28 protein-coding genes are annotated in these 22733 nt (G+C 62.6%); all 28 read left to right on the top strand.

The window, feature by feature from the left end; genetic code table 11:
• The first annotated feature begins 191 nt into the window (after nucleotides 1-191).
• Nucleotides 192-431, top strand: a complete 240-nt coding sequence (locus tag QAT43_RS01495; RefSeq protein ID WP_305041256.1) for a hypothetical protein — start codon at nucleotides 192-194, stop codon at nucleotides 429-431.
• 124 nt (nucleotides 432-555) lie between these two features.
• Nucleotides 556-1743: a YbfB/YjiJ family MFS transporter gene (locus QAT43_RS01490; protein ID WP_305041255.1), complete on the top strand. Its 1188-nt coding sequence runs from the start codon at nucleotides 556-558 to the stop codon at nucleotides 1741-1743.
• A 27-nt stretch (nucleotides 1744-1770) separates the two neighbouring features.
• A complete protein-coding gene (locus QAT43_RS01485; RefSeq protein WP_305041254.1) occupies nucleotides 1771-2361 on the top strand; it encodes a DUF2059 domain-containing protein in 591 nt (196 codons plus the stop codon).
• Between the two features lie 296 nt (nucleotides 2362-2657).
• Nucleotides 2658-3500, top strand: coding sequence for a cation transporter (locus QAT43_RS01480; protein ID WP_305041253.1), 843 nt, complete (start codon nucleotides 2658-2660; stop codon nucleotides 3498-3500).
• A gap of 71 nt (nucleotides 3501-3571) precedes the next feature.
• On the top strand, nucleotides 3572-4084 hold the full coding sequence (locus QAT43_RS01475; protein ID WP_305041252.1) for a DUF2318 domain-containing protein: 513 nt from the start codon (nucleotides 3572-3574) through the stop codon (nucleotides 4082-4084).
• Between the two features lie 11 nt (nucleotides 4085-4095).
• Complete coding sequence (locus QAT43_RS01470; RefSeq protein ID WP_305041251.1) at nucleotides 4096-5253, top strand: ABC transporter permease; 1158 nt, start codon at nucleotides 4096-4098, stop codon at nucleotides 5251-5253.
• A gap of 194 nt (nucleotides 5254-5447) precedes the next feature.
• Nucleotides 5448-6155 (top strand): ABC transporter ATP-binding protein, encoded by a 708-nt coding sequence (locus QAT43_RS01465; protein WP_305041250.1) that lies wholly within the window; start codon nucleotides 5448-5450, stop codon nucleotides 6153-6155.
• A 13-nt stretch (nucleotides 6156-6168) separates the two neighbouring features.
• A complete protein-coding gene (locus QAT43_RS01460) occupies nucleotides 6169-6432 on the top strand; it encodes a hypothetical protein (RefSeq protein ID WP_305041249.1) in 264 nt (87 codons plus the stop codon).
• Nucleotides 6429-6710, top strand: a complete 282-nt coding sequence (locus QAT43_RS01455) for a hypothetical protein (RefSeq protein ID WP_305041248.1) — start codon at nucleotides 6429-6431, stop codon at nucleotides 6708-6710. The genes QAT43_RS01460 and QAT43_RS01455 overlap by 4 nt, the downstream gene beginning before the upstream one ends.
• Before the next feature lie 96 nt (nucleotides 6711-6806).
• Nucleotides 6807-7556, top strand: a complete 750-nt coding sequence (gene kdsB, locus QAT43_RS01450; protein ID WP_305041247.1) for a 3-deoxy-manno-octulosonate cytidylyltransferase — start codon at nucleotides 6807-6809, stop codon at nucleotides 7554-7556.
• A gap of 189 nt (nucleotides 7557-7745) precedes the next feature.
• On the top strand, nucleotides 7746-9350 hold the full coding sequence (locus tag QAT43_RS01445; protein WP_305041246.1) for a CTP synthase: 1605 nt from the start codon (nucleotides 7746-7748) through the stop codon (nucleotides 9348-9350).
• 1 nt (nucleotide 9351) lies between these two features.
• A complete protein-coding gene (kdsA, locus tag QAT43_RS01440; protein ID WP_305041245.1) occupies nucleotides 9352-10182 on the top strand; it encodes a 3-deoxy-8-phosphooctulonate synthase in 831 nt (276 codons plus the stop codon).
• A gap of 1 nt (nucleotide 10183) precedes the next feature.
• Nucleotides 10184-11155 (top strand): KpsF/GutQ family sugar-phosphate isomerase, encoded by a 972-nt coding sequence (locus tag QAT43_RS01435; RefSeq protein WP_305041244.1) that lies wholly within the window; start codon nucleotides 10184-10186, stop codon nucleotides 11153-11155.
• Nucleotides 11155-11682, top strand: a complete 528-nt coding sequence (locus QAT43_RS01430) for a KdsC family phosphatase (protein WP_305041243.1) — start codon at nucleotides 11155-11157, stop codon at nucleotides 11680-11682. Before QAT43_RS01435 ends, QAT43_RS01430 begins: the two co-directional genes overlap by 1 nt.
• 86 nt (nucleotides 11683-11768) lie before the next feature.
• Nucleotides 11769-12353, top strand: coding sequence for an LPS export ABC transporter periplasmic protein LptC (lptC, locus tag QAT43_RS01425; RefSeq protein WP_305041242.1), 585 nt, complete (start codon nucleotides 11769-11771; stop codon nucleotides 12351-12353).
• Nucleotides 12350-12835 (top strand): lipopolysaccharide transport periplasmic protein LptA, encoded by a 486-nt coding sequence (lptA, locus tag QAT43_RS01420; RefSeq protein ID WP_305041241.1) that lies wholly within the window; start codon nucleotides 12350-12352, stop codon nucleotides 12833-12835. Before lptC ends, lptA begins: the two co-directional genes overlap by 4 nt.
• Complete coding sequence (gene lptB / locus QAT43_RS01415) at nucleotides 12832-13557, top strand: LPS export ABC transporter ATP-binding protein (protein ID WP_305041240.1); 726 nt, start codon at nucleotides 12832-12834, stop codon at nucleotides 13555-13557. Before lptA ends, lptB begins: the two co-directional genes overlap by 4 nt.
• 102 nt (nucleotides 13558-13659) lie before the next feature.
• Nucleotides 13660-15117 (top strand): RNA polymerase factor sigma-54, encoded by a 1458-nt coding sequence (gene rpoN / locus QAT43_RS01410; protein WP_305041239.1) that lies wholly within the window; start codon nucleotides 13660-13662, stop codon nucleotides 15115-15117.
• A 129-nt stretch (nucleotides 15118-15246) separates the two neighbouring features.
• Nucleotides 15247-15795, top strand: coding sequence for a ribosome hibernation-promoting factor, HPF/YfiA family (hpf, locus tag QAT43_RS01405; RefSeq protein ID WP_305041238.1), 549 nt, complete (start codon nucleotides 15247-15249; stop codon nucleotides 15793-15795).
• Between the two features lie 91 nt (nucleotides 15796-15886).
• Complete coding sequence (locus QAT43_RS01400; protein ID WP_305041237.1) at nucleotides 15887-16348, top strand: PTS sugar transporter subunit IIA; 462 nt, start codon at nucleotides 15887-15889, stop codon at nucleotides 16346-16348.
• An 18-nt stretch (nucleotides 16349-16366) separates the two neighbouring features.
• On the top strand, nucleotides 16367-17341 hold the full coding sequence (gene hprK / locus QAT43_RS01395; protein ID WP_305041236.1) for an HPr(Ser) kinase/phosphatase: 975 nt from the start codon (nucleotides 16367-16369) through the stop codon (nucleotides 17339-17341).
• Nucleotides 17338-18204, top strand: a complete 867-nt coding sequence (gene rapZ, locus QAT43_RS01390) for an RNase adapter RapZ (RefSeq protein ID WP_305041235.1) — start codon at nucleotides 17338-17340, stop codon at nucleotides 18202-18204. The genes hprK and rapZ overlap by 4 nt, the downstream gene beginning before the upstream one ends.
• A 3-nt stretch (nucleotides 18205-18207) precedes the next feature.
• The gene (locus tag QAT43_RS01385; protein ID WP_305041234.1) at nucleotides 18208-18609 is read left to right on the top strand and encodes a PTS sugar transporter subunit IIA; all 402 of its coding nucleotides are present in this window, start codon (nucleotides 18208-18210) and stop codon (nucleotides 18607-18609) included.
• A gap of 54 nt (nucleotides 18610-18663) precedes the next feature.
• A complete protein-coding gene (locus tag QAT43_RS01380) occupies nucleotides 18664-19152 on the top strand; it encodes a PTS system mannose/fructose/N-acetylgalactosamine-transporter subunit IIB (protein WP_305041233.1) in 489 nt (162 codons plus the stop codon).
• Between the two features lies 1 nt (nucleotide 19153).
• Nucleotides 19154-19846 carry a PTS sugar transporter subunit IIC gene (locus QAT43_RS01375; protein WP_305041232.1) on the top strand — a complete coding sequence of 231 codons (693 nt, stop codon included), beginning with the start codon at nucleotides 19154-19156 and terminating at the stop codon, nucleotides 19844-19846.
• A 47-nt stretch (nucleotides 19847-19893) separates the two neighbouring features.
• Nucleotides 19894-20607: a PTS system mannose/fructose/sorbose family transporter subunit IID gene (locus QAT43_RS01370; RefSeq protein WP_305041231.1), complete on the top strand. Its 714-nt coding sequence runs from the start codon at nucleotides 19894-19896 to the stop codon at nucleotides 20605-20607.
• 16 nt (nucleotides 20608-20623) lie between these two features.
• Nucleotides 20624-20890 (top strand): HPr family phosphocarrier protein, encoded by a 267-nt coding sequence (locus tag QAT43_RS01365; protein ID WP_305041230.1) that lies wholly within the window; start codon nucleotides 20624-20626, stop codon nucleotides 20888-20890.
• Nucleotides 20868-22655: a phosphoenolpyruvate--protein phosphotransferase gene (gene ptsP, locus QAT43_RS01360; RefSeq protein WP_305041229.1), complete on the top strand. Its 1788-nt coding sequence runs from the start codon at nucleotides 20868-20870 to the stop codon at nucleotides 22653-22655. Before QAT43_RS01365 ends, ptsP begins: the two co-directional genes overlap by 23 nt.
• Nucleotides 22656-22733: the final 78 nt, after the last annotated feature.

Below are 22733 nucleotides of genomic sequence, written 5' to 3'. Positions count from 1 at the left end.
CTTTTTGTCCTGCGCGGCAAGTTGGAATCCCCCGCGGCTCGGCTAGACTAATCGCTGTTGAGGCATTGGTGGTCATGGGGCGTCCTCATGACCTTTTTCTCTCGTACCGTTGCGCATCACCGAAAGTCTGGCAAATTTATAGAAAATCGTTCTATTTTCTTTTGCGTTTGTCCAGGGGTTTTCTCAATTCCATGACCCGCCGCGACATCATTCTGCAGATTCTTGTTGAAGCGTCCGGAAAAGATCCCGAGACCGCCGAAACTTTGTTCAGCGCCATGCTGGCCGAGGACCTGATCAGCAATGTCGATCTGACGGAAGAGTTCGCCGACGCCGAGGCGCAGCGCATGTTGGGCGATTTTCGCGCGGAATTGCCCGGCATTCGCCGCTGGCTGTGCGAGGCGGGTCTTCTGGATAATTGCGGGCACGCCTGACAACGCCCCCTTCCCGGCCTCCCTCGGGTTTCCTCTGCCGAACCTTCCCCTTAGCCCTGTGCCTTTCCCGACCCATTGCTTTGCCGTCGTGCCTCTGGCATAGTCCATCCGCGGGAGGACCGACATGAACAGGACTCTGGACCTACGTTCCTTGCTGGCGGGCGGATTCCTGGTGCTGCTGCTGGCCATGGGCATCGGGCGCTTTGCCTATACGCCGCTATTGCCGCCAATGATGAGTCAGTATGGCTTCGGCGCGGAGGAGGTGGGGCTGCTGGCCTCGCTGAACTATCTCGGCTATCTGGTCGGCGCCTTCCTGGCGGCGGCCCTGTGTCGCGCCCTGGGCGAGCGCAACCTGCTGGCGTTGGGGCTGGCGCTATCGGCGGCAACCACGGCGGCGGCCGGGCTGTCCCTGGATTTTTCTTGGGTGGGCGCGGCACGCTTGCTGTCAGGGCTGGCCAGTGCCTTTTGTTTTGTCGCCGCTTCGGGGGTCGTGCTCACCGCCTTGGCGCGCGAAGGGCGCGACGGCTTGGCCGGGCTGTTTTATGGCGGAGTGGGGTGCGGCATCGTATTGTCCGGTTTGTTGGCCGTGCCCCTGGTGGAGCGCTTCGGCGCCGCCGGTTCCTGGCTTGTGCTGGGACTGTTGAGCGCCCTGCTGGCCGCCTGCGCCTGGCGGTTGCTGAGCGCGGGCTGCGCCGAGCGGCGGCCCCAGGGCGGCGGGGCGTCTTTCCCCTTGCCGCGCCACGGCCGGTTCGTGCGCCTGGTGGCCGCCTATGGACTGGAAGGGTTCGGCTATATCATCACCGGCACCTTTTTGGTGGCCGCCGCCCGCACCACCTTTGATTCCGGAGGCGCCGCCAGCGTGTGGATTCTGGCCGGCTGCGCCGCGGTTCCCTCGGCCTATCTCTGGTCGCTGGCGGCACGCCGCCACGGGGCCTTGCGTCCGCTGATCCTGGCCCACGGAATGCAAGCCGTCGGCATTGCCTTGCCGGTGTTTTTTCCGCAACCCGCCGGTGTGATCCTCGGCGCGCTCCTCTTCGGTGCCACCTTCATGGGCATCGTCGGCCTGTCCCTGTCCCTGGGCGGCAACCTGCTGCCCGCCGCCCGCGGCCGGGTCATCGGCCTGATGACCGGGGTCTACGGCATCGGCCAGATCATCGGTCCCTCGCTTGCCGGCATGCTGGCCGCGCGCACCGGCAGTTTCGACCTGTCCCTGCTCATTGCCGCGGCGGCGGTCTGCGCGGGCGGCTTGTTGCTAATGCCCGACGCCCTGTCTGCCCGGAGCGAATCTTCTAGCAGGGCCGGTGGTTTATGATGGCAAAAAGAACCCTGTGGCATTAGAATGACCGCGCTTTTCACCACGGGTTCCGGCGTCGCCGAGGGGCGCTTCGTGGCGCTGACCCAACTCTTATCCCCAAAGGAGATTCGCATGCGGCACATCGTCATCCTCGCCCTGTCTGTATTTTTTTACACAACCACCGCGGGTGCCCAGGCCCAACCCGAGCCGCGCGCCCTGGCGGCGGAACTGTTGACCATCAACAACGTGCAGCAGAATGTCGAGCGCGTGTTCGCGCAGGTCAAGCAGATTCAGATCCAACAATTGGAGAGCCTCGAATTGCCGCCGGAGCGTGCCGAGGAGGCCGAGCAACTGCAGGAGAAGCTTCTGGCGGTGCTGGGTGAGGAACTGAGCTGGGAGAGCATGAAGGAGGAGTACATCGCGGCCTATACCGAGGTGTTCACGCCCGAGGAATTGCAGGCCCTGCTTGATTTCAGCCGCAGCGAGGCGGGACGCGGCATCAATGCCAAGATGCCGCGGCTCATGGAAAAAACCATGCAGATCGGGCAACGGCGCGCCCAACAGGCGTTGCCGCGCATGCAGGAGATCCTGAACGATTTCTTTGCCGACGAATCCGCCGACCAAGACCAACGCTGACCTTCCTGCGGGAGCCGGCGGTTCGTTGCCGGCTCCCGTCCTTCGCCCTTTATCTCGCCCGTCTGTTTGAAGAATATTCCACAGCACCTACAGGATTTTCCACACTTTCCGCGTTCCGCCGGATTTCTTCCCTAAACTGAAGTTCGAGTGATTTTCAGGTCTTGAGCGAATCGGGACGGATTGGCACAAAAACTGATAGGAATAGTTCCGCGCGGGCTGGTCCGTGATTGTTCATCCCTTCCCGCCGCAAGATCAAATCCTGATCCCTGACGTTGATGAAGAAAGGCTGTGGCTGCATGAAATCGCGCATGATCGTATCGGCTCTGGTTCTGGTGGCGGCGGTGGCCGTGGGAAGTACCCTGTTTGGGCAGCGTGCCCCGGACGCGGCGGCGGTGGCCGAACTCAAGGTGGACAACCTGACCTGCGGCGCCTGCGTCGGGCGGGTGCGAACGGCCGCCGGCGCCTTGGACGGCGTGGCCTCCGTCGAGGTCGATGTGGCGACGGGCAGCAGCCGGGTGGCGTTTGACCCCACGCGCGTCGATGGCGGGCGGATCGCCGCGGCCGTGACCGCGGCCGGTTACCCCGCGCAGTTGGTCAATGTCCTGGATCGCGGGGAAATCCAGGCGCGAGAGCAGGCGCACAATGAACTGGCCCTGCGCTACGTCGGCCAGATCGGTGAGCGGCTGGTGTCGCGCGAGGAATTTGCCGAACATCTCGCCCGGCTCTCCAACGGCTACCCGCAGGGCCTGGTCCCGGCGGGACTCGATGCCTGGGCCTGGCAGGAGCTGGTGCAGCGCGAACTGCTGCTGGGTGATGCCGCTGCGCACCAGGTCGATGTGGGCGATGAAGACCTGGCGCGGGAGTTGGAAAAAATGCGCCAGGCCATGCCTGGCTTCGATGCCCTGGTCGCGGCGCGTTTCGGCAGCGTGGCAGCCTACGAGCAGCGCCTCAGGGCCGATCTGGTGATCGCCCGTCACGTGGAACAGAACCTGGCCAAGGGCGAGGCCGATGCGCGCCAACGCCAACAACTGGTCGAGCGCCGTTTGCGGGACGTGGCGACCCGGGTTCCGGTGACGGTATTCGACGCGGGGCTTAAGGCGCGCCTGAGCGGGCAGGGCGGCTGCGGCGGGTGTTGCTGAGACAGGTTGCGCCCTACAGGGTTTTTCGGCAGGCAAGAAATTTAACTCGCACATAAACAGGAGTTGCAAGGATGACCGATCGTCAGGAAAAGAAAGCCCAGTTTGAACATCAGACAAGCAGCAAGCGGCCGCTGATCCTGGGTGTCGCCCTGGTTTTGGCCGTGGCGCTGGCCGCCGCGGCCTGGGGACTGTTCGGCGGCGCGGGCGGGTATCCCGCCGTCAGCGCCAAGGATGGCGTGGTCGCCATCCCCGCATCCCAGGTCAGCGACGGCAAGGCGCATTTCTTCAGTTATCGCGACGGCGCCACCACCATCAATTTTTTCGTGCTCAAGAGCAATGACGGCGTGATTCGCGCGGCGTTCGACACCTGCGACGTCTGTTACCGGGACAAGAAGGGCTATCGCCAGGAAGGCGATGTGATGGTGTGCAACGCCTGCGACCAGCGCTTCGCCTCGGACCGGATCAACGAAGTCAAGGGTGGCTGCAATCCGGCGCCCCTGGAGCGGGTGGTGCGCGACGGGCAGGTGCTGATTCCTGTGGCGGCCCTGCAATCCGGTTCCTGGTATTTCGCCGCGGCACGCTGAACGGATGACCCATGACTCTTAAAACCATTGCCCTGAATAATCTGCGCCGGCGCAAGGCGCGCATGGCCTTTCTCGTCATCGGCCTGCTGGTCGGCATCGCCACGGTGGTGACCCTGGTGTCCCTCACCGAGGCCCTGACCATGGAAACCGAGCACAAACTCGACCAGTTCGGCGCCAACATTCTCATCACGCCGCGCAGCGACGATCTGGCCATCTCCTACGGCGGCATTACCGTGGGCGATGTCGCCATGCAGTACGAACCGATCCGCGAGGCGGACTTGCCCCTGATCCGTACCATTCCCGAGCGGCGCAACATCGCCGCCGTGGCGCCCAAGGTGCTGGGCGCGGTGCGGGTCGGCGAGCAGCGCGTGGTGCTCATGGGCGTGGATCGCGAGGTGGAATTCGCTCTCAAGCGCTGGTGGGTGATCGACGGCCGGCCCGTGGCCGCCGACGACGAACTGGTCGCCGGCAGCGAGGTGGCCGCCGCCCTGGATCTGCGCATGGGACAACAGCTTGAAATCAACGGCCGCACCTTTACCCTGGTCGGCCTGCTGCAGCCCACCGGAGCGCAGGACGACCGCATGCTCATCGGATCCCTGGGGATGGCGCAGCAACTGCTCGGCAAGCAGGACAATATCTCCCTGGTGGAAGTGGCCGCCCTGTGCGCCGACTGCCCGGTGGAGGAGATCGTCGAGCAGATTGCCCAGGTGCTGCCCTACACGCGGGTCATCGCCATGCAGCAGGTGGTCAAGAGCCGCATGCACGCCCTCGATCAGTTCCGCCTGCTGTCTCTGAGCGTCGCCGGGGTGGTGGTGTTCATCGGCGCCCTGGTGGTGTTCGTCACCATGATGGGCTCGGTCAACGAGCGCACCCGCGAGATCGGCATCTTTCGCGCCCTGGGCTTTCGCCGCGGCCACGTGGTCGGCCTGATCCTGCTTGAAGCCTTCATTGTAAGTCTCGTGGCGGGCATCCTCGGCTACCTCTCGGGAATCGGGGCGACCCGTGCCCTGTTGCCGTTTCTCGCCACGGAGCACCCGCACTTCGAATGGAGCGCCCTGCTCATGGGCGGCTCGATCCTGCTGGCGGTGGCGGTAGGCGCCCTGGCCTCCCTCTACCCGGCCCTGCACGCCAGCCGCATGGACCCGACGGAAGCTTTGCGGGCTCTTTGAGCGACGAAGGCCGGGAATACCCTTTGGGGACGCAGATCACATCTGATCAAACGGATCACAGCGGATCGGGCGGAAAATGCCGAATTTATCGGTATTGATTCTAATCCGCGTTCATCCTGAAAATCCGCGTCCCCTGCCTGGGTTTGTCGGGTTTTGACCAATGACCAAGGACCAATGACAAAGGACAGCCTTTCATGCCTTTTATCGAAATTACCGGTTTGACCAAGATTTACGAAAGCGATGCCGATCGCGTCGAGGCCCTGCGCGGTGTTGATCTGCGGGTTGAGGAAGGGGCGTTTCTCGGCGTGATGGGGCAGTCGGGCTCGGGGAAGAGCACCTTTCTCAGCATCCTCGGCGGCTTGGCGCATCCCACCGCCGGCAAGGTGAGCGTCGACGGCATCGACCTCTACGCCCTCTCCGGCGAGAAGCTGGCGGATTTTCGGCGCGAGTACCTGGGGTTCGTGTTTCAGTCCTTCAATCTGATTCCCTATCTGACCGCCCTGGAAAACGTCATGCTGCCCCTGGCGGTGAAGAAGATGCCCGCTGCGCAAAAGCGCGCCCAAGCCCTGGAGGTGCTCGAGCGGGTGGGGCTGGGCGGCCGTGCGGCGCATCTGCCCTCGCAGCTTTCGGGCGGCGAGCAGGAACGCGTCGCCGTGGCGCGCGCCCTGGTCAACCGTCCGCCGCTGCTGCTCGCCGACGAGCCGACGGGCAGCCTCGATACCGCCACCAGCGAGGAAATCATGGAACTGCTCACCCGCCTCAACCAGGAGGGGCAGACCATCGTCATGGTGACTCACAACGAGGAAAACCGCCGCTATTTCCATCGCATGGTGCAACTGCGCGACGGCCTGGTGGTGGCGGACGAGAGCCTGCGCCGCGTCGCGACCTCGAGCGCGGCCTGAGAAGGGAGCATCCGTGGTTCTGCTGTTTCTGCTGACTCTGGCCGGTGTCTCTTACCTGATTTTGGGGGAGATGGAAAAGCGCGAGCAGACGCGCCTGGCGGGCGCCGACGCCCAGTGTCGCTGCGGTTGCGGGCAAGCGGTGTCGCGCGACTGGCTGGTGTGTCCTTCCTGCGCCCAGCTGCTGCGGGTCAGCTGCGCTTTCTGCGGGCGGCTCAAGGCGCGCCTGCTGCGGTACTGTCCCCATTGCGGCAGTGACAGTGGGGAGGGCTGGGCATGAAACGGCTGACGGGCATGCTGGTTTTCGGCGGGGTGGTGGTGGCGGTGGTTTTGGCCTATAACACCTGGCTGTTCTGCTGGGGCCGCTGCACCCTGGAAAACCTCACGCGCCTGAGCCTGCCGGGGGGACTGCTGCTGGCGGGCAACGGCATCGCCCTCGCGGTGCTGCTGTTTCTCAAGGCGCGCCCGCCAGTGCTGCCGCGCTGTCGCTGCGGAGCCTTCATCGAGGCGGACTGGCGCTTCTGCGGCCATTGCGGCAGCAACCTCGACAAATCCTGAAAATCACCGAAATTCGCCCTGTTTTCTCGGCTTGACAGGTCGGCGGCGGTTTGATTAGGCTAGGGCAACTTTCCCTCGACAGGATGCCCGCGCCCCATGACCGTTGCCGCCCTGATACCCGCTCGTTACGCCTCCACCCGTTTTCCCGGCAAACCCCTCGTCGACATCCTCGGCAAGCCCATGATCCAGCGCGTTTACGAGCGCGTCGCGCTGGCCGCGGGCATCGACCAGGTGATCGTCGCCACCGATGACCGGCGCATTTTCGATGCCGTGCGTGGGTTCGGCGGCGAAGTCGCCATGACGCGCGAGGACCATCCCACCGGCACCGATCGCCTGGCCGAGGTGGCGGCGCGCATCGACGCGGAGCTGGTGGTCAATGTGCAGGGCGACGAGCCGCTCATCGATCCGCGCATGATCGAACTGGCCGTTGAGCCGCTGCGGCGCGATCCGAGCATCCTCATGGGCACTCTCAAGACGCCCATCGCCTCGCTGGAGGAATTCCTCAATCCCAACGTGGTCAAGGTGGTGACCGATCGCGAGGGCTTCGCCCTGTACTTCTCCCGCGCGCCCATCCCCCATCCCCGGGATTTTTCCGCCGATCTGGCCGCGCATTTGGTCGAGGTCGCCCCCTGCAAACACGTTGGGCTCTACGTCTACCGTCGTGAATTTCTTCTGCGTTATCCGCACCTGCCCGCGACGCCCCTGGAAAATCTGGAAAAGCTTGAGCAGTTGCGCGCCCTGGAGCACGGCTTTCGCATTCGCGTGGTCGAAACCGCCTTGACGTCCCTGGGAGTGGATACGCCCGAGGATCTGGAACGGGTGCGCCGGACCCTGCAAGATGCCTGAGCGCGTGCTTCGCGCCGTCCTCGTCGCCCCCGCTGAAATGGGGGTTTTCTTTTTGCGTTGCGCCGTGTAGAATCACCCCTTTGAGCCGTTCCGGACGGGGTGGCTGCTGAGGTTAACTTATTGAATTGACAACAAAGGGTGGGGCCGTTTCGGCTCCGCTCCATTCGCTCTAGGGTTAAAGGATTGTCCATGAAGACCAAGTTCCTGTTCATCACCGGCGGCGTTGTGTCGAGTCTCGGCAAGGGGCTGGCGGCGGCCTCCATCGGTTCGCTCATGGAGGCGCGCGGTCTGCAGGTCTCCATGCAGAAGATGGACCCCTACATCAACGTCGATCCCGGTACCATGAGCCCCTTTCAGCACGGCGAGGTGTTCGTTACCGACGACGGGGCGGAAACCGATCTCGACCTTGGTCACTACGAGCGCTTCACCACCGCCAATCTCAGCCGCAAATCGAACTTCACCACCGGTCAGGTGTACGATTCGGTGATCCGCAAGGAGCGCCGCGGCGACTACCTCGGCGGCACGGTGCAGGTCATTCCCCATATCACCAACGAGATCAAGCAGAAGATTCTCGAGAACGCCAAGGGCGCCGATGTCGCCATCGTCGAGGTCGGCGGTACCGTGGGCGATATCGAGTCGCTGCCCTTTCTTGAGGCGATTCGCCAGTTTCGCGCCGATCGCGGCGCGGACAACGTGCTCTACATTCACCTGACCCTGGTGCCCTACATCCCCACCGCCGGCGAGCTCAAGACCAAGCCGACCCAGCACAGCGTCAAGGAACTGCGCGAAATCGGCATTCAGCCCGATATCCTGCTGTGCCGCTGCGATCGCGAGATTCCTCGCGACATGAAGGCCAAGATCGCACTATTCTGCAACGTGCGCGAGGAGGCGGTCATCACCGCGCGCGACGTGGAAACCATCTACGAGGTGCCCATCGCCTATCATGAGCAGGGCCTCGACGAGCGCATCATCGAATGCCTCAACATCTGGACCAAGGCCCCCGATCTCTCGGCCTGGCAGCGTATCGTCAAGCGCATCAAGGAGCCGGCGCAGGAGACCTGCATCGCCATCGTCGGCAAGTACGTGGAACTCAAGGAGAGCTACAAGTCCCTCTCCGAGGCGCTGATTCACGGGGGCATCGCCAACGACTGCCGGGTGCTGCTCAAATACGTCGATTCCGAGGCGCTGGAGCGCCACGGCGTGGGCGAGGTGTTCGACGGCGTGGACGGCATCCTGGTCCCCGGCGGTTTCGGCGAGCGCGGCAGCGAGGGCAAGATCGCCGCCATCCGCCATGCCCGCGAGCACAGTATTCCGTTTTTCGGCATCTGCCTGGGAATGCAGATGGCGGTGGTGGAGTTTGCGCGCCACGTCTGCGGGTTGGAGGATGCCTACTCCACCGAGTTCCGCGAGGAAGCCAAAAACCCCATCATCCACATCATGGAGTTGCAGAAGAAAATCACCCGCAAGGGCGGCACCATGCGCCTGGGCGCTTACGACTGCGTGCTCGGCGAGGGCACGCTGGCGCAGCGCATCTACGGCAAGAAAGAGATCAGCGAGCGCCACCGCCACCGCTTCGAATTCAACAACGCCTATCGCCAGAAACTCGAAAAGTGCGGCCTGGTGCTCTCCGGCAACAATCCCGATGCCGATCTGGTGGAAATCATCGAGCTGAGCGGCCATCCCTGGTTTCTGGCCTGCCAGTTTCATCCCGAATTCCGCTCGCGCCCCATGGACCCCCATCCCCTGTTCGAGTCCTTTGTCGGCGCCTGCCTGAAGCAGCGCGAGGTATCCTGAGATGAAGGTGCGTGAGATTTCCGTCGGCAATGTGACCTTCGGCGGCAACCGGCCCCTGGTGCTCATCGCCGGGCCCTGTGTCATCGAGGAGCAGGGTCTGACCCTGCGCATCGCCGAATATCTGAAGAAATTGACCACCGAGTTGGGCATCGGCCTGGTGTTCAAGGCCTCCTTCGACAAGGCCAACCGCACTTCCATCGGCTCCTTTCGCGGCCCGGGCATGGAGGAAGGATTGGAAATCCTGGCCAAGGTCAAGCGCGAGCTGGATGTGCCCGTGGTTTCCGACGTCCACGACCTCAGCCAGATCCCGGCGGCGGCCGAGGTGCTCGACATTCTGCAGATTCCCGCCTTTCTCTCGCGCCAGACCGATCTGCTGCTCGCCGCCGCGTGCACCGGCAAGGTGGTCAACGTCAAGAAGGGCCAGTTCCTCGCGCCCTGGGACATGGCCAACGCCGTGAAAAAGATCGAGCAGGCCGGCAATTCCCAAGTATTGCTCACCGAGCGCGGCGCAAGCTTCGGCTACAACAATCTGGTGGTCGACATGCGCTCCCTGGTGATCATGCGCGAGACCGGCTGTCCGGTGGTCTTTGATGCAACCCACGCGGTGCAGTTGCCGGGCGGTGCCGGGACCAGCTCCGGCGGCCAGCGCCAGTATGTCGGAGCCCTGTCACGGGCGGCGGTGGCGGTGGGCATCGACGCCCTGTTCTGGGAGGTTCACGAAAATCCCGACCTGGCGCTGTGCGACGGCCCCAACAGCCTGCGCCTCGACCAACTGCCGGCCATGCTGCGTGAGATTCTGGTCATCGACCGCCTGATCAAGGAGCGCAACTGATATGTCTTCGATTCTCGCTACGGCACGCCAGGTGCTCGCCGTCGAGGCCGACGCCGTCCGGGCGCTGATGGAGCGCCTCGACGAGCGCTTCGAACGGGCGGTGGAAATGGTTTTGGCCTGCCAGGGGAGGGTGGTGATCACCGGCATGGGCAAGTCGGGCCTGATCTGCCAGAAGATCGCCTCCACCATGGCCTCCACCGGGACTCCGGCCCTGTTTCTGCACCCTGCCGAAGGGATTCACGGCGATCTCGGCATGCTCATGAAGGGCGATGTGGTCATCGCCATTTCCAATTCGGGGGAAACCGAGGAGATTGCCCGTATCCTGCCGGTCATCAAACGCATGGGCCTGCCGCTCATCGCCATGACCGGCAATATCCGCAGCACCCTGGGGCGCGCCGGCGACGTGACCCTGGATATTTCCGTTAAGGAAGAAGCCTGTCCCCTGGGGTTGGCGCCTACCGCCAGCACCACGGCGACGCTGGCCATGGGCGATGCCCTGGCGGTGGCGCTGCTCGAACGGCGCGGCTTTCGCGAGGAGGATTTCGCCCTGTTTCACCCGGGCGGCGCCCTGGGCAAGAAGCTGCTGTTGCGCGTCGAGGACATGATGCATAGCGGCTCGGCCATTCCCCTGGTGGGCGAAAACACTCTGCTCAAGGAAGCGCTCTTCGAGATCACCAGCAAGAAGCTCGGCGTGACCGGGGTGGTGGATGGGCAGGGTAATCTGGTGGGCGTGTTCACCGACGGCGACCTGCGGCGACGCATCGAAGGCGGTTTCGACATCCTCAACGCGCCCATCGGCACCATCATGAGCGCCAACCCCAAGCGCATCCTGCGCTCCAATCTGGCCGCCAAGGCCCTGCAGCGCATGGAGGAGCACTCCATCACCTCGCTGTTCGTGTTTGAGTCCGACGAAAGCCGGGTGCCGGTCGGGATCATTCACATCCACGATCTGCTCAAGGCGGGAGTGGCCTGATGCAGGAGCGCTGCCGCAAGATTCGCCTGCTGCTTCTCGATGTGGACGGTGTGCTCACCGACGGCCGCATCATCTATGACAACCAAGGCGTGGAAACCAAGGCCTTCGACGTCAAGGACGGCCATGGCCTCAAGCTGGTGCAGCGCGCCGGCATTCAGGTGGGCATCATTACCGGGCGTAGCTCCCAGGTGGTGGCCCATCGTGCCGCCGAACTCGACATCGCCATCGTCCACCAGGGGGCCAAGGACAAGCTCCTGCCCTATGAGAGGATTCTGGCCGATTTGGGCCTGCGCGACGAGGAAGTGGCCTACGTCGGCGATGACGTGATCGACCTGCCCGTTTTGCGCCGGGTCGGCCTGGCCGTGACGGTGGCGGACGCCGTCGAGGACATCAAGCCCTATGTGCATTACGTGACCCGCCGCCCCGGCGGACGCGGCGCGGTGCGAGAAGTCTGCGATCTCATCCTCAAGCAATCCGACCGTTGGGACGGGGTGACGTCGCGCTATTTTCCGGCGGCGGCAGGTTGATCCGGATTGGTTTACAAATTCCGTGCCAAGCTGAAGATTCCTTCTTTACAGTCCCCAAAGGCCGGTGCTAGACTGGTCAGCGCTGTATGATTAAGGGTTTCCAAACGCGCCGTGTGTTGGTGCTGGCCATCATCCTGCTGCTGGTGCTGCTGGCGGTGTTGGTTCTGCGTAATCTGCCGCGTGGCCGGGCCCTGCAAGAGGTGGTCGAGACCTTGCGCGAGGCCGATCTCGCCTTGCAGGCCTTCGAGTACACCGAAACCCGCGACGGGCGGCGTCAGTGGACCGTCGAGGGGGATTCCGCCGGCTTTCATCAGCAGCGCAACGAGGCCCTCATCGAAATGCCCAGGGTCTTTTTTTACGACGAGAGCGGCGAGCGCGCCGAGCTGACCCTGACCGCGCAGCACGGGCGCATCGACGTGGATGCCCGCCGCCTGTGGGTGTGGGGCGAGGTGGTGGTGAAGGGTGCGGACGCGTATACCCTTTTCACGCAAAGTCTTGAGTACGATGACGCCGGCAAGCTTGCCCGCACCGACGAGCCGGTGCGGATTCTGTCCGACGCTTTCGAGATCCACGGGCACGGCCTGCGTCTGGATGTCACATCCCGGCGGGTCGAAATCCCGGCCGACGTTCGGGCAACCCTGAGTTCCGGAGCCGCGCAGGTCAAGCCATGAATCGCATTTTTCTGATTTTTCTGGGACTGCTTGGGTCCTTGGCGCTGTTGTTGGAGCCGGTCTGGGCGGCAACGGCGAACCAGGCGCCCATCCAGGTCACCTCCGAGCGCATGGAAGGATTGAGTGCGCCGCGGCGCGTCCTGTTCAGCGGCAACGTGGTGGCGACCCAAGACGATGTCGTGATCTATGCCGACCAGATGACGGTCTTTTTCGCCGAGGGCACTCAGGAGGTCTCGCGCATCCTGGCCCAGGGCCGCGTGCGCATCGTGCAGGGCGACCGGGTCGCCACGGGAGAGCAGGGTGTGTTTCACCGTGACCAGGAGATGGTCGTGCTGACCGGAAACCCGCGCGTTCACCAAGGCAAGGACTCCGTCGAGGGCGATGAAATCACGGTTTACCTGCGCGAGGAGCGCAGCCTGGTGAAAAGCCGCGAAGGCGCGCCGGTGCGGGCCATTTTCCATCCGCGGGAGAGCAGCCCGTGAGCCATGTGCTGCGGGCGCAGGGGCTGTGCAAGGCCTACAAGGGCCGCCAGGTGGTGCGCGAGGTGGACCTGGAACTGAGTTCAGGCCAGGTCATCGGGTTGCTCGGACCCAACGGCGCCGGAAAAACCACCTCCTTTTACATGGTGGTCGGACTGACCCGCCCGGATCAGGGGCGAATTTTTTTCGACGAGCGCGACATCACCGACTGGCCCATGTACCAACGCGCCCGATCGGGGATTTCCTATTTGCCCCAGGAACCGTCGATTTTTCGCAAACTGACCGTCGAGGACAACCTGCTGGCGATTCTTGAAACCCTCGGCCTGAGTCCGGCTGAGCGCCGCGGTCGCTGCGATCAGCTGCTGGAAGAGTTCGGTGTCACGCATATTGCCCGCAGCATGGGCTATGCCCTGTCGGGGGGCGAGCGGCGCCGGGTTGAAATCGCCCGCGCCCTGGTGCTCGATCCGGCGTTCATTCTTCTGGATGAGCCCTTCGCCGGCATCGATCCCATCGCGGTGCTCGACATTCAGAAAACCATCGCCCAACTCTTGGCGCGCGGCATCGGCATCCTGATTTCGGACCATAATGTGCGTGAAACGCTGGGCGTCTGCGATCTGGCCTACATCCTGAGCGAAGGACGCATTCTCGAAAAAGGCTCGCCGGCGCAAATCGCCGCCAGTCCGCTGGCGCGGGAAGTCTATCTGGGAGATAAGTTTTCCCTCTGAGCGGCCCAAACATGCCGTTGGGGATTCAGATTTTTTCTGGTCTTTGTCGGCGAAACAGGTTTAAATGGCTCTAAAAATCAAGGAAGTCGTCGGGTAGCAATTATGGCTCTGGAAATCCGCCAACAACTGAAACTGAGCCAGCAACTGGTGATGACGCCCCAGTTGCAACAGGCCATCAAGCTCCTGCAACTCTCACGCATGGAACTGATCGACCTAGTGCAGCAGGAGCTGGAGGAAAACCCCATTCTCGACGAGGGCCAGGAAATCGTCGAGGAGCGGGACGGTGCCGAGGAACCCACCGTCGCCACCCAGGAGAGCGGCGAGAGCGAGAGCTTCGACGAGATCCAGGAGGTCAAGGGCGACAAGGAAGGGCTCAACGACATTGACTGGCAGACCTACCTGGAGGGCTACAATCTTGGCGGCTCGGTGGCCGATGCCTACGAAGAGGATGACGATCGCCCCTCCTATGAAAATCTGCTGACCAAGAAAGGCACCCTTACCGATCATCTCATGTGGCAGCTCAACCTGTCGCGTCTCGACGATCAGACCCGGCGGGCGGCCGCCGAGATCATCGGCAATCTGGATGAGGATGGATTCTTCAAGGCGACTTTCGAGGAGGTCGCCGCCGCCACCGGCACCACGGTCGGGCAGGTTGGGAAAGCTCTGTCGTTGGTGCAGGAATTCGATCCCACCGGCGTCGCCGCGCGCAATCTCCAGGAATGCCTGCTGGTGCAGGTGCGGATGTTGGGCATGGGCGGAACCCTGGTGGAAGCCCTGCTGCGCGATCACATTCAGGATTTGGAAAACCGCCGCTACCCGGCCATTGCCAAGGCTCTCGGCGTGAGCCTCGACGAGGTGCTGGAGGCCACGCGCATCATCTCCAACCTCGATCCCCGGCCCGGTCGCCAGTACAATCAGGAAGACGTCCAGTACATCACCGCCGACATTTTCGTCTACAAGATCGGCGATGAGTTCGTCGTCGTGCTCAACGACGAGGGGCTGCCTAGCCTGCGCATCAATGCCTTCTATCGCCAGGCCATGACCAACGAGTCGCTGGTCGACGCCAAGGCGGGCGAGTACATCCAGGAAAAACTGCGCAGCGCGGTCTGGCTGATCAAGAGCATCCATCAGCGTCAGCGCACCATTTACAAGGTCACCAAGAGCATCGTCAAGTTTCAGCGCGAGTTCTTCGAGAAGGGCATCGACTATCTCAAGCCCCTGGTGTTGCGCGATGTCGCCGAGGACATCGAGATGCATGAATCGACCATCAGCCGCGTGACCACCAACAAATACGTGCAGACTCCGCAGGGTCTCTACGAGCTGAAGTTTTTCTTCAACAGCGGCATCAATACCACCGGCGGCGACGCCATCGCCTCGGAAAGCGTCAAGAGCCGCATTCGTGACCTGATCGCCGGGGAAAATCCCAAAAAGCCCTACTCGGATCGCAAGATCGTCGAGATCCTGGAGAAGGACAACATAAACATCGCCCGACGCACCGTGACCAAATATCGTGAAATGCTCGGCATCGGCTCATCCACCGAGCGCAAGCGGCTTTTTTGATCCTCGTGGACCATCGGTGCCTTGTTGAGCGCGGCATCGTTTTGATGAACCCGCTCAAGCGCGCTATACTTGAATTCAAGCGATATCCCGGCAGTGACCGGGATAGTTTATAAAATCAGGAGGTATTGTATGCAGATTGCCGTGACCTTCAGGCATATGGAAGCCAGTGACCCCCTTCGTGCTTATGCCGAGGAGAAACTGGAGCGGGTGAAAAAGTACATCGATGAACCCATCGATGCCCAGGTTGTGCTGAGCGTGGAGAAAAAAATCCGTCACCGTGCCGAGGTGGCGCTGGTCGCCAAGGGCATCACCATCAAGGGCACGGAAGAGACCAACGACATGTACGCCGCCGTCGACGCCGTGGTCGACAAGATCGAGCGTCAGCTCAAGCGCTACAAGGAAAAGATCAAGAACCACAAGCCCGCCGCCGGTCGCGAGCGTCAGGTGCAAAAGACCGTGTTCGCCGCCGAGAGCATCGACGAGGGCCGCGGCGAGCCGTCCATCATCCGCAGCCACAGCTTTCCCGTGAAACCCATGTCCGTCGAGGAAGCGGTGATGCAGATGGACCTGCTCAACAAGGAGTTCCTGGTCTTCACCGATGACGAGTCTGAAGCGATCAACGTGGTTTACCGGCGCAAGGACGGCAACTACGGTCTGATCATTCCGCAAACATCCTGATCGCGACAACTTTTCCGCACATGGAGGGGGGAGGAACCTCAAGCTTCTTCCCCCCTCCTATTTTCCCAAAGACGGGGAAGCTCTGGTACCTATGAAAATCTCCGAATTGCTTGATCCCGGCGCGGTCGTCGCCGAACTCAGAGCAACCGACAAGAATGCCCTGCTCGAAGAACTGACGGTCGCCTTGGCCAACGTGGAAACAGGATTGGACCGCGCCCTGGTCGTGGACGTGCTCAAGGAGCGTGAACGCCTTGGCAGCACTGGCATCGGCGAGGGCGTGGCGATTCCCCACGGCAAGCTCAAGAACATCGACCATCTTATGCTGTCTTTTGGGCGCAGCCGCTCGGGCATTGATTTCGATGCCATGGACGGCCGGCCGGCCCATCTGTTTTTTCTCCTGATCGCTCCGGAAGATTCCGTGGGGGTGCATCTCAAAACCCTGGCGCGCATTTCCAAGCTGCTGAAAAACGCCCAGGTGCGCCAACGGTTGCTCCAGGCCGCGGATGCGGGGGATTTGTTCCGGATCATCAGCGAAGAGGAAGATCAACTCTGATTTCGAGATCCCAAATTCATGGCGGAAATCAGTATCCAAGAACTGCTCGGCGAGGAGGAAGCCGGTCTTGACCTGGAACTGCTCGCCGGCGAAGCCGGGCTGGGCAAGAAGGTCAGCGTGCCGCGCATTCAGAAGCCCGGCCTGGCGCTGGCGGGTTACACGACCAATCTTCATCCTGACCGCATCCAGGTTCTGGGCTCCACCGAACTGACCTATCTCGCGCAACTGCCGCTGGACAAGGCGCGGCTCAATCTGGAGCAGCTCTGCGCCCTCGACATGTCCTGCATGATCATCACCAAGGGTCAGAATCCGCCCGAGTTGTTGATTCAGGAGGCGGCGCTTCGCGGCATTCCCCTGCTGCGCACCCATCATCAGAGTTCTGTTTTCATTTCCCTCATCACCAAATTTCTTGAGGAGCGGCTGCTGCCCTCCACCATCGTTCACGGCGTGTTGGTGGATGTGTTGGGCGTCGGCGTTCTGCTGACCGGCAAGAGCGGCATCGGCAAGAGCGAATGCGCCCTGGATCTGATTCTGCGCGGGCACCGCCTGGTGGCCGACGATGTGGTGCGGGTGAGATCCAAGCTGCCCGCGGTGCTGTTCGGCGAGGGCATGGATCTGCTGCATCATCACATGGAAATCCGCGGATTGGGCATCATCAACATCAAGCATCTATTCGGCGTCGCCGCCATTCGCGAACGCAAGAAGATCGACCTGGTGATTGAACTGGTGCAATGGCAGGATGGCCAGGAGTATGATCGCCTGGGGCTGGAGGAGGAGACCACCAGCCTGCTGGGCATGGAACTGCCGCTGCAACGGGTGCCGGTGCGGCCTGGGCGCAATATCACCACCCTGGTCGAGGTGGCGGCGCGCAATCGCCTGCTCAAGGAAATGGGCTATCACAGCGCCCGGGAGTTTCAGGACCGCCTGGAACAGCGCATGGCGGAAACCGCCCGGCTGCATTCGCACACCATTATCGGAGACAATCTCGAATGAGCCGCAAACGGGTGCTGATCCTCACCGGACTCTCGGGCTCGGGCAAATCCAGCGCGGCCCGCGTTCTGGAGGATGAGGGTTTCTTCGTGGTGGACAATCTGCCCCTGGCGCTGCTGCCGCGTTTTTTGCAGCTGACCGAGCAGGGGGTGCGCTTCACGCCTGACGTTGCGGTGGTTATCGACATCCGCAATCGCGATTTTCTCGCCGATTACGAAACGACCCTCCAGCAGGTGCGCGAGGAGGGCTATCCCGTCGAAATTCTCTTCTTCGAAGCCAATGACGAGGCGCTGATCCGCCGCTATTCGGAAACCCGCCGCCGCCATCCCCTGGCGCGCCAGGAGGGCGTGCCCGAGGGGATTGCCCGCGAACGCCAGCTGATGGCCGGTTTCAAGCGGCTGGCGACGGTGGTCTTCGACACCTCGGGACTGACCGTGCATGGCCTGCGCGATCAGGTGCTGGAAACGGTGCTGGGGCGCAGCAGCAAAATGCCGCTGGTCGTCAAGGTGCAGTCTTTTGGCTTTCGCTACGGGCTGCCCATCGAGTCGGATCTGGTCTTTGATGTGCGCTTCTTGCCCAATCCCCATTTCATCGAGGAATTGCGGCCGCTCACCGGGCTTAATTCCGAGGTGCGTGAATATGTGGTCCAGCAACCGGCCTGCCGCGATTTTCTCGCCAAATTTCAAGATATGCTCAAATTTCTTCTGCCCTATTACCGGCAGGAGGGGAAAAGCTACCTGACGCTTTCCATCGGTTGCACCGGCGGGCGTCATCGCAGCGTGTCCCTGGCGGAAGAGTTGCGGCCGTTTCTGGCCGGTCAGGGGTTCGTCGTTGAAATCAGTCATCGGGACATCGACAAGGGGTAAATCATGATCGGACTGGTGATCGCCAGCCATGCGGGGTTGGCGCGCGAATTGTTGCTGGCCGCGGAAATGATCGTCGGCCCCATCGAGCAGGCCCAGGCGGTGGGCATCGAGCGTGACGACAGCGTCGAGAAAGTCCGTGGCGCCATTGCCGAGGCCATCGCGGCGGTCAAGGACGGCGAGGACGGCGTGCTGATCCTGACCGACCTATTCGGCGGCACTCCGGCCAATCTCAGCATTTCCTTTCTCGACCCGCCGCGCGTGGAAGTGCTCACCGGGGTAAATCTGCCCATGGTGCTGAAATTTTTCAACAGTCGCGACGATCTCAACGTGACGGAACTGGCCGGCATGATCAAGGCCTACGGCCAGCAGAGCATGGCGCTCGCCAGCGAGTTTCTCGAGCGCTGACCAACGGTTTTGCTTGATATTCCATGACCCCGATGACATCAGGATTGCAAGGCGATGGGCATAGTTCTGGCGCGGATCGATAATCGATTGATTCACGGACAGGTGCTGGAGGCGTGGATTCCCTTCACCCATGCCAATTGCATCGTGGTGGCCAACGACGAACTGGCCCGTCCGTCCCTGCGGCGCGCCATGATGGAGGCGGCGGTCCCGCGCAGCATCAAGGTGGTCATCGGCAACGTCGAGGAAATCAGCCGCCTTTTTGCGAATCCGGCGTTTGACAAGGAGCGGGTGCTGCTGCTTTTCGCCACCTCCGCCGACGCCTTGCGTGCCCATCGCCGCGGGATCGGGTTCAAGGAATTGAACCTCGGCAACATGCATGAGGGGCAGGGCAAGTATCAGCTGTCCTGCACCATTCATCTGGATGAGGAAGACGTCAAAAACCTCAGCTGTCTTGAACTCGAGGGGGTCGAGATCGTTTCGCGCTGCATTCCGGCCGATCGGGGGCAGCATTGGAAGAAGCTGATTCGCAACATGCCCGGTTGACATGACCCTGAGTGTTTTCTTCATGGGCGGCCTGGCGGGGTTGCTGCTGGGCCTGGATCGCACCGCGGCCGGCCAGTTCATGCTGGCCCGTCCGGTGGTGGCCGGACCGTTGACCGGGTGGCTGGTCGGCGATCCCCTCGTCGGTCTGCAGGTCGGCGCGCTGGTCGAGCTGCTCTGGCTCGGCCGCCTGCCGGTGGGAGCGGCGATTCCGCCCGACGATACGCAGGTTGCCGTGGCGGGAACGGTGCTCGCCGTGGCGGCCGGCCACTACTATGCCCTGGAAGGAATGCTGCTGATTCTCCTGAGTGTCCTGGTGGCCATGCCCCTGGGCAAGATCGGGCAGATTTTCGACCGTTTGGCGCGCAGCCGCAATTCGCGCCTGGTGCGGCAGGCCGAGGCCGACGTGACAGCGGGGCGCACGGCGGCGCTGGAGCGCCGGCATCTGCGAGGTCTGATCCATTTTGCCGCGGCGGCGCTGGGAACCTACGTCCTCATCGTTGTTCCCGGCTGGCTGGTGGTGAGATTCGCCGGCGAGCGCCTCCTGCCGGCTCTCGACGGCATGGACGGCTGGCTGCTGCTGGCTTTTCCCCTGGTCGGTACGGCGACCCTGCTAGGAACCATCAATGTCAGCCGGTCCCTGACCCTCTTCGCCGCATCCTTTACCACGGTGCTGCTGTTGTTGTGGCTGCTATGAAGGCGGGGACGGCTCGTCGCAAACTGCCTTTCCGGGTGCTTGCGCGCATGCTTGGGCGCTCCTTTTTTCTGCAAGCCAGCTGGAGTTTCGAGCGCATGCAGAGCCTGGGCGCCCTCTACGTCCTGGCGCCCGCCCTGCGTTTTCTGTATCGGGGCCAGGATCTCGAAGAAGCGTTTCGTCGTCACCTAGTCTATTTCAATACCCATCCCTACATGGCGCCGCCGCTGCTCGGCGCCGTGACGGCCCTGGAGGAAGAGCAGGCGCAGGGCGCAGACTGCGCCATCAGCGCCGTGGAATTTCGCGACATGGTCATGGCACCCCTTGCCGCTATTGGCGATGCGCTGTTCTGGGGAGGGCTGCGACCCCTGGCGGCGGTCATCGCCCTGTTTTTTGCCTTCAAGGGATCCTTGTTGGCACCGCTGGTGTTTCTGGTGTTGTTCAATCTGCCGCATCTCTGGTTTCGCTGCGCCGGACTCTGGCGCGGCTATTCCAGGGGCCTGCGCCTGGTCGAGACCCTTCAGCGGCTGCGGTTGCCCGACTGGGCGCTGCGTGCCAAGGAAGCAACGGTGGTGCTGCTCGGCGGGCTGTGCGCCTATCTGACCCTGGTCTGCCTGAAGCAAGAGGAAATTGCCGCCGGCTGGGGACTGCTGTTTTTTCCCCTGGTGGTGCTGCTCGGCTGGCTGGCGCGCAAGGGGGTGTCCAACCTGCTGTTGATTCTCGCGACCCTGGCCGTGTTGCTGCTGGCCGGGCTCATTGTATGAAGACGAAGGGAGATCCATGATCAGCAAGGATTTCATCATCCGCAACCGGCTGGGGCTGCACGCCCGCGCCGCGGCGCAACTGGTGCAGACGGCCAACCGCTTTCGTGCCGACGTGACGGTGAGCAAGGACGGCATGGACGTCAACGGCAAGAGCATCATGGGTATCTTGATGCTGGCGGCGGCCCAGGGAACCTCGATCAAGGTGAGTGTTGACGGCGAGGATGCCGACGAGGCCATGGAGACGATCGGAAGGCTTATCGATGACGGATTCGGAGAAAAGTAACCTCGCTCCCGATACCTTTCTGGTGGGGCTCGGCGTTTCGCCCGGGATCGCGATCGGCGAGGTTTTTCTCTATAACCGCGCGCGCCAGACGCTTGCCGACTGGTATGTTCCGCAGGAACTGGTCGACGGCGAGGTGCGGCGGTTCCACGAGGCTCTCGACGAGTCCCGTCGCCAATTGCGCGAGGTCAAGGAGCGGGCCAGTTCGCCCGAACTGCGCGAGCACCTCTATATCATCGATACCCATCTGCTCATCCTCGAGGATGACATGCTGGTGCGGGACACCCTGGCGCTCATCGAGCAGGAACGGCTCAACGCCGAGAGCGCCCTGCGCCGCACCCTCGATACGTTCCGCCAGTTTTTCAACGCCATCGAGGATGAATATCTGCGCGAGCGGCGCAGCGATATCGATTCCGTCGGCGAGCGCCTGATGCGCAACCTGCTGGGGGAATGCCAGCGCAGCCTTGCGGAAATCGAACGCAAGGCGGTGGTGGTGGCCCATCAGGTTTCCCCGGCCGACACCATGCAGATGGATCGCAACAAGGTCATCGGCTTTGTCACCGATGTCGGCGGGCGCACCTCCCATACCGCCATTCTGGCCCGCTCCCTGGAAATTCCCGCCGTGGTCGGCCTGGAAAACATTAGCGCCCTGGCGCGTTCGCGCATGCCGATCATCATCGACGGCGGCGCCGGCACGGTGATTCTCAATCCGTCCGCGGAAACCTTCCGGGAGTACCTGCAAAAAAAACAGGCCTACGAATACCTGGAAAAGGAACTGCGCGCCTATCGGGACTTGCCGGCGCAAACCCTCGACGGCTTTTCCCTGACTTTGCGGGGCAACGTGGAGCTTGCCCGGGAAGTCCCCGCAGTCCTCGCGCAGGGCGGCGCCGGCGTCGGTCTGTTCCGCACCGAGTTTCTCTTTCTCAATCAGTCCCGGCCGCCTTCGGAAGAGGAGCAATTTCAGGTTTATCGCGACATTGTCCAGAAAATGATCCCCGAGCCCGTGACCATTCGCACGCTGGATGTGGGTGGAGACAAATTCGTGCCGGAGATCAGTCTGGCCGAGGAGGAAAATCCCGCCTTGGGGCTGCGCGCCGTGCGCTTTTCCCTCAAGGAACGCCGGTTGTTCAAGGAGCAGCTGCGCGCCATTCTGCGGGCCTCGGCCTACGGGCAGGTGCGTCTGATGTTTCCCATGATCAGCGGCGTGGGCGAGATCCGGGCGTGCAAGGAGTTGCTGGCGGAAGTGCGCGCCGAACTCGACCAGCGCGGTCAGACCCATGATCCGGACATGCCCGTCGGCATCATGATCGAGACGCCCTCGGCCGCCCTGATCGCCGACCTGCTGGCGCCAGAGGTGGACTTTTTCTCCGTCGGCACCAATGATCTCATTCAATACTGCCTGGCCGTTGATCGCGGCAACGAGCACGTGGCCTATCTCTATGAGCCTCTGCATCCGGCCATTTTGCGGGCGCTGAAAATGATCAGCGATGCGGGTCGCAAGGCCGGCATCGCGGTCGGCATGTGCGGCGAGATGGCCGCGGAGCCCATCTATACGCTGATTCTGCTCGGCTTGGGATTCAACGAACTTTCCATGAATGCCGCCTGCATCCCACGGGTCAAGCGGGTGATTCGTCAGGTGCGCCGCGCGGACGGCGAGGATTTGCTGCGCGAATTGCTCGGTCTGCCCACCGCCCAGGACGTGACCCGCTTTGTCGAGGCGCACCTGGCCCAACGGTTTCCCGAACTGTTCGCGCCCCTGCAGATCTAGAAAAACGCGAGCCTTCATTGACTTTTCCGGGCGATTTGCCTATTAATCTAGCTTCACCTCACATTGACCTCTTGCGCG

It is taken from the genome of Geoalkalibacter sp. (assembly GCF_030604225.1).
Taxonomy (GTDB): Bacteria; Desulfobacterota; Desulfuromonadia; order Desulfuromonadales; family Geoalkalibacteraceae; genus Geoalkalibacter.
The sequence above is the reverse complement of the archived record's forward strand: the minus strand, read 5'-3'. Positions and strand labels throughout refer to the sequence as shown.

Coding starts and splice junctions, on each gene's coding strand:
- QAT43_RS01495 (WP_305041256.1), top strand. CDS start 192: ATGACCCGCCGCGACATCATTCTGCAGATTCTTGTTGAAGCGTCCGGA.
- QAT43_RS01490 (WP_305041255.1), top strand. CDS start 556: ATGAACAGGACTCTGGACCTACGTTCCTTGCTGGCGGGCGGATTCCTG.
- QAT43_RS01485 (WP_305041254.1), top strand. CDS start 1,771: ATGACCGCGCTTTTCACCACGGGTTCCGGCGTCGCCGAGGGGCGCTTC.
- QAT43_RS01480 (WP_305041253.1), top strand. CDS start 2,658: ATGAAATCGCGCATGATCGTATCGGCTCTGGTTCTGGTGGCGGCGGTG.
- QAT43_RS01475 (WP_305041252.1), top strand. CDS start 3,572: ATGACCGATCGTCAGGAAAAGAAAGCCCAGTTTGAACATCAGACAAGC.
- QAT43_RS01470 (WP_305041251.1), top strand. CDS start 4,096: ATGACTCTTAAAACCATTGCCCTGAATAATCTGCGCCGGCGCAAGGCG.
- QAT43_RS01465 (WP_305041250.1), top strand. CDS start 5,448: ATGCCTTTTATCGAAATTACCGGTTTGACCAAGATTTACGAAAGCGAT.
- QAT43_RS01455 (WP_305041248.1), top strand. CDS start 6,429: ATGAAACGGCTGACGGGCATGCTGGTTTTCGGCGGGGTGGTGGTGGCG.
- kdsB (WP_305041247.1), top strand. CDS start 6,807: ATGACCGTTGCCGCCCTGATACCCGCTCGTTACGCCTCCACCCGTTTT.
- QAT43_RS01445 (WP_305041246.1), top strand. CDS start 7,746: ATGAAGACCAAGTTCCTGTTCATCACCGGCGGCGTTGTGTCGAGTCTC.
- kdsA (WP_305041245.1), top strand. CDS start 9,352: ATGAAGGTGCGTGAGATTTCCGTCGGCAATGTGACCTTCGGCGGCAAC.
- QAT43_RS01435 (WP_305041244.1), top strand. CDS start 10,184: ATGTCTTCGATTCTCGCTACGGCACGCCAGGTGCTCGCCGTCGAGGCC.
- QAT43_RS01430 (WP_305041243.1), top strand. CDS start 11,155: ATGCAGGAGCGCTGCCGCAAGATTCGCCTGCTGCTTCTCGATGTGGAC.
- lptC (WP_305041242.1), top strand. CDS start 11,769: ATGATTAAGGGTTTCCAAACGCGCCGTGTGTTGGTGCTGGCCATCATC.
- lptA (WP_305041241.1), top strand. CDS start 12,350: ATGAATCGCATTTTTCTGATTTTTCTGGGACTGCTTGGGTCCTTGGCG.
- rpoN (WP_305041239.1), top strand. CDS start 13,660: ATGGCTCTGGAAATCCGCCAACAACTGAAACTGAGCCAGCAACTGGTG.
- hpf (WP_305041238.1), top strand. CDS start 15,247: ATGCAGATTGCCGTGACCTTCAGGCATATGGAAGCCAGTGACCCCCTT.
- QAT43_RS01400 (WP_305041237.1), top strand. CDS start 15,887: ATGAAAATCTCCGAATTGCTTGATCCCGGCGCGGTCGTCGCCGAACTC.
- hprK (WP_305041236.1), top strand. CDS start 16,367: ATGGCGGAAATCAGTATCCAAGAACTGCTCGGCGAGGAGGAAGCCGGT.
- rapZ (WP_305041235.1), top strand. CDS start 17,338: ATGAGCCGCAAACGGGTGCTGATCCTCACCGGACTCTCGGGCTCGGGC.
- QAT43_RS01385 (WP_305041234.1), top strand. CDS start 18,208: ATGATCGGACTGGTGATCGCCAGCCATGCGGGGTTGGCGCGCGAATTG.
- QAT43_RS01380 (WP_305041233.1), top strand. CDS start 18,664: ATGGGCATAGTTCTGGCGCGGATCGATAATCGATTGATTCACGGACAG.
- QAT43_RS01375 (WP_305041232.1), top strand. CDS start 19,154: ATGACCCTGAGTGTTTTCTTCATGGGCGGCCTGGCGGGGTTGCTGCTG.
- QAT43_RS01370 (WP_305041231.1), top strand. CDS start 19,894: ATGCTTGGGCGCTCCTTTTTTCTGCAAGCCAGCTGGAGTTTCGAGCGC.
- QAT43_RS01365 (WP_305041230.1), top strand. CDS start 20,624: ATGATCAGCAAGGATTTCATCATCCGCAACCGGCTGGGGCTGCACGCC.
- ptsP (WP_305041229.1), top strand. CDS start 20,868: ATGACGGATTCGGAGAAAAGTAACCTCGCTCCCGATACCTTTCTGGTG.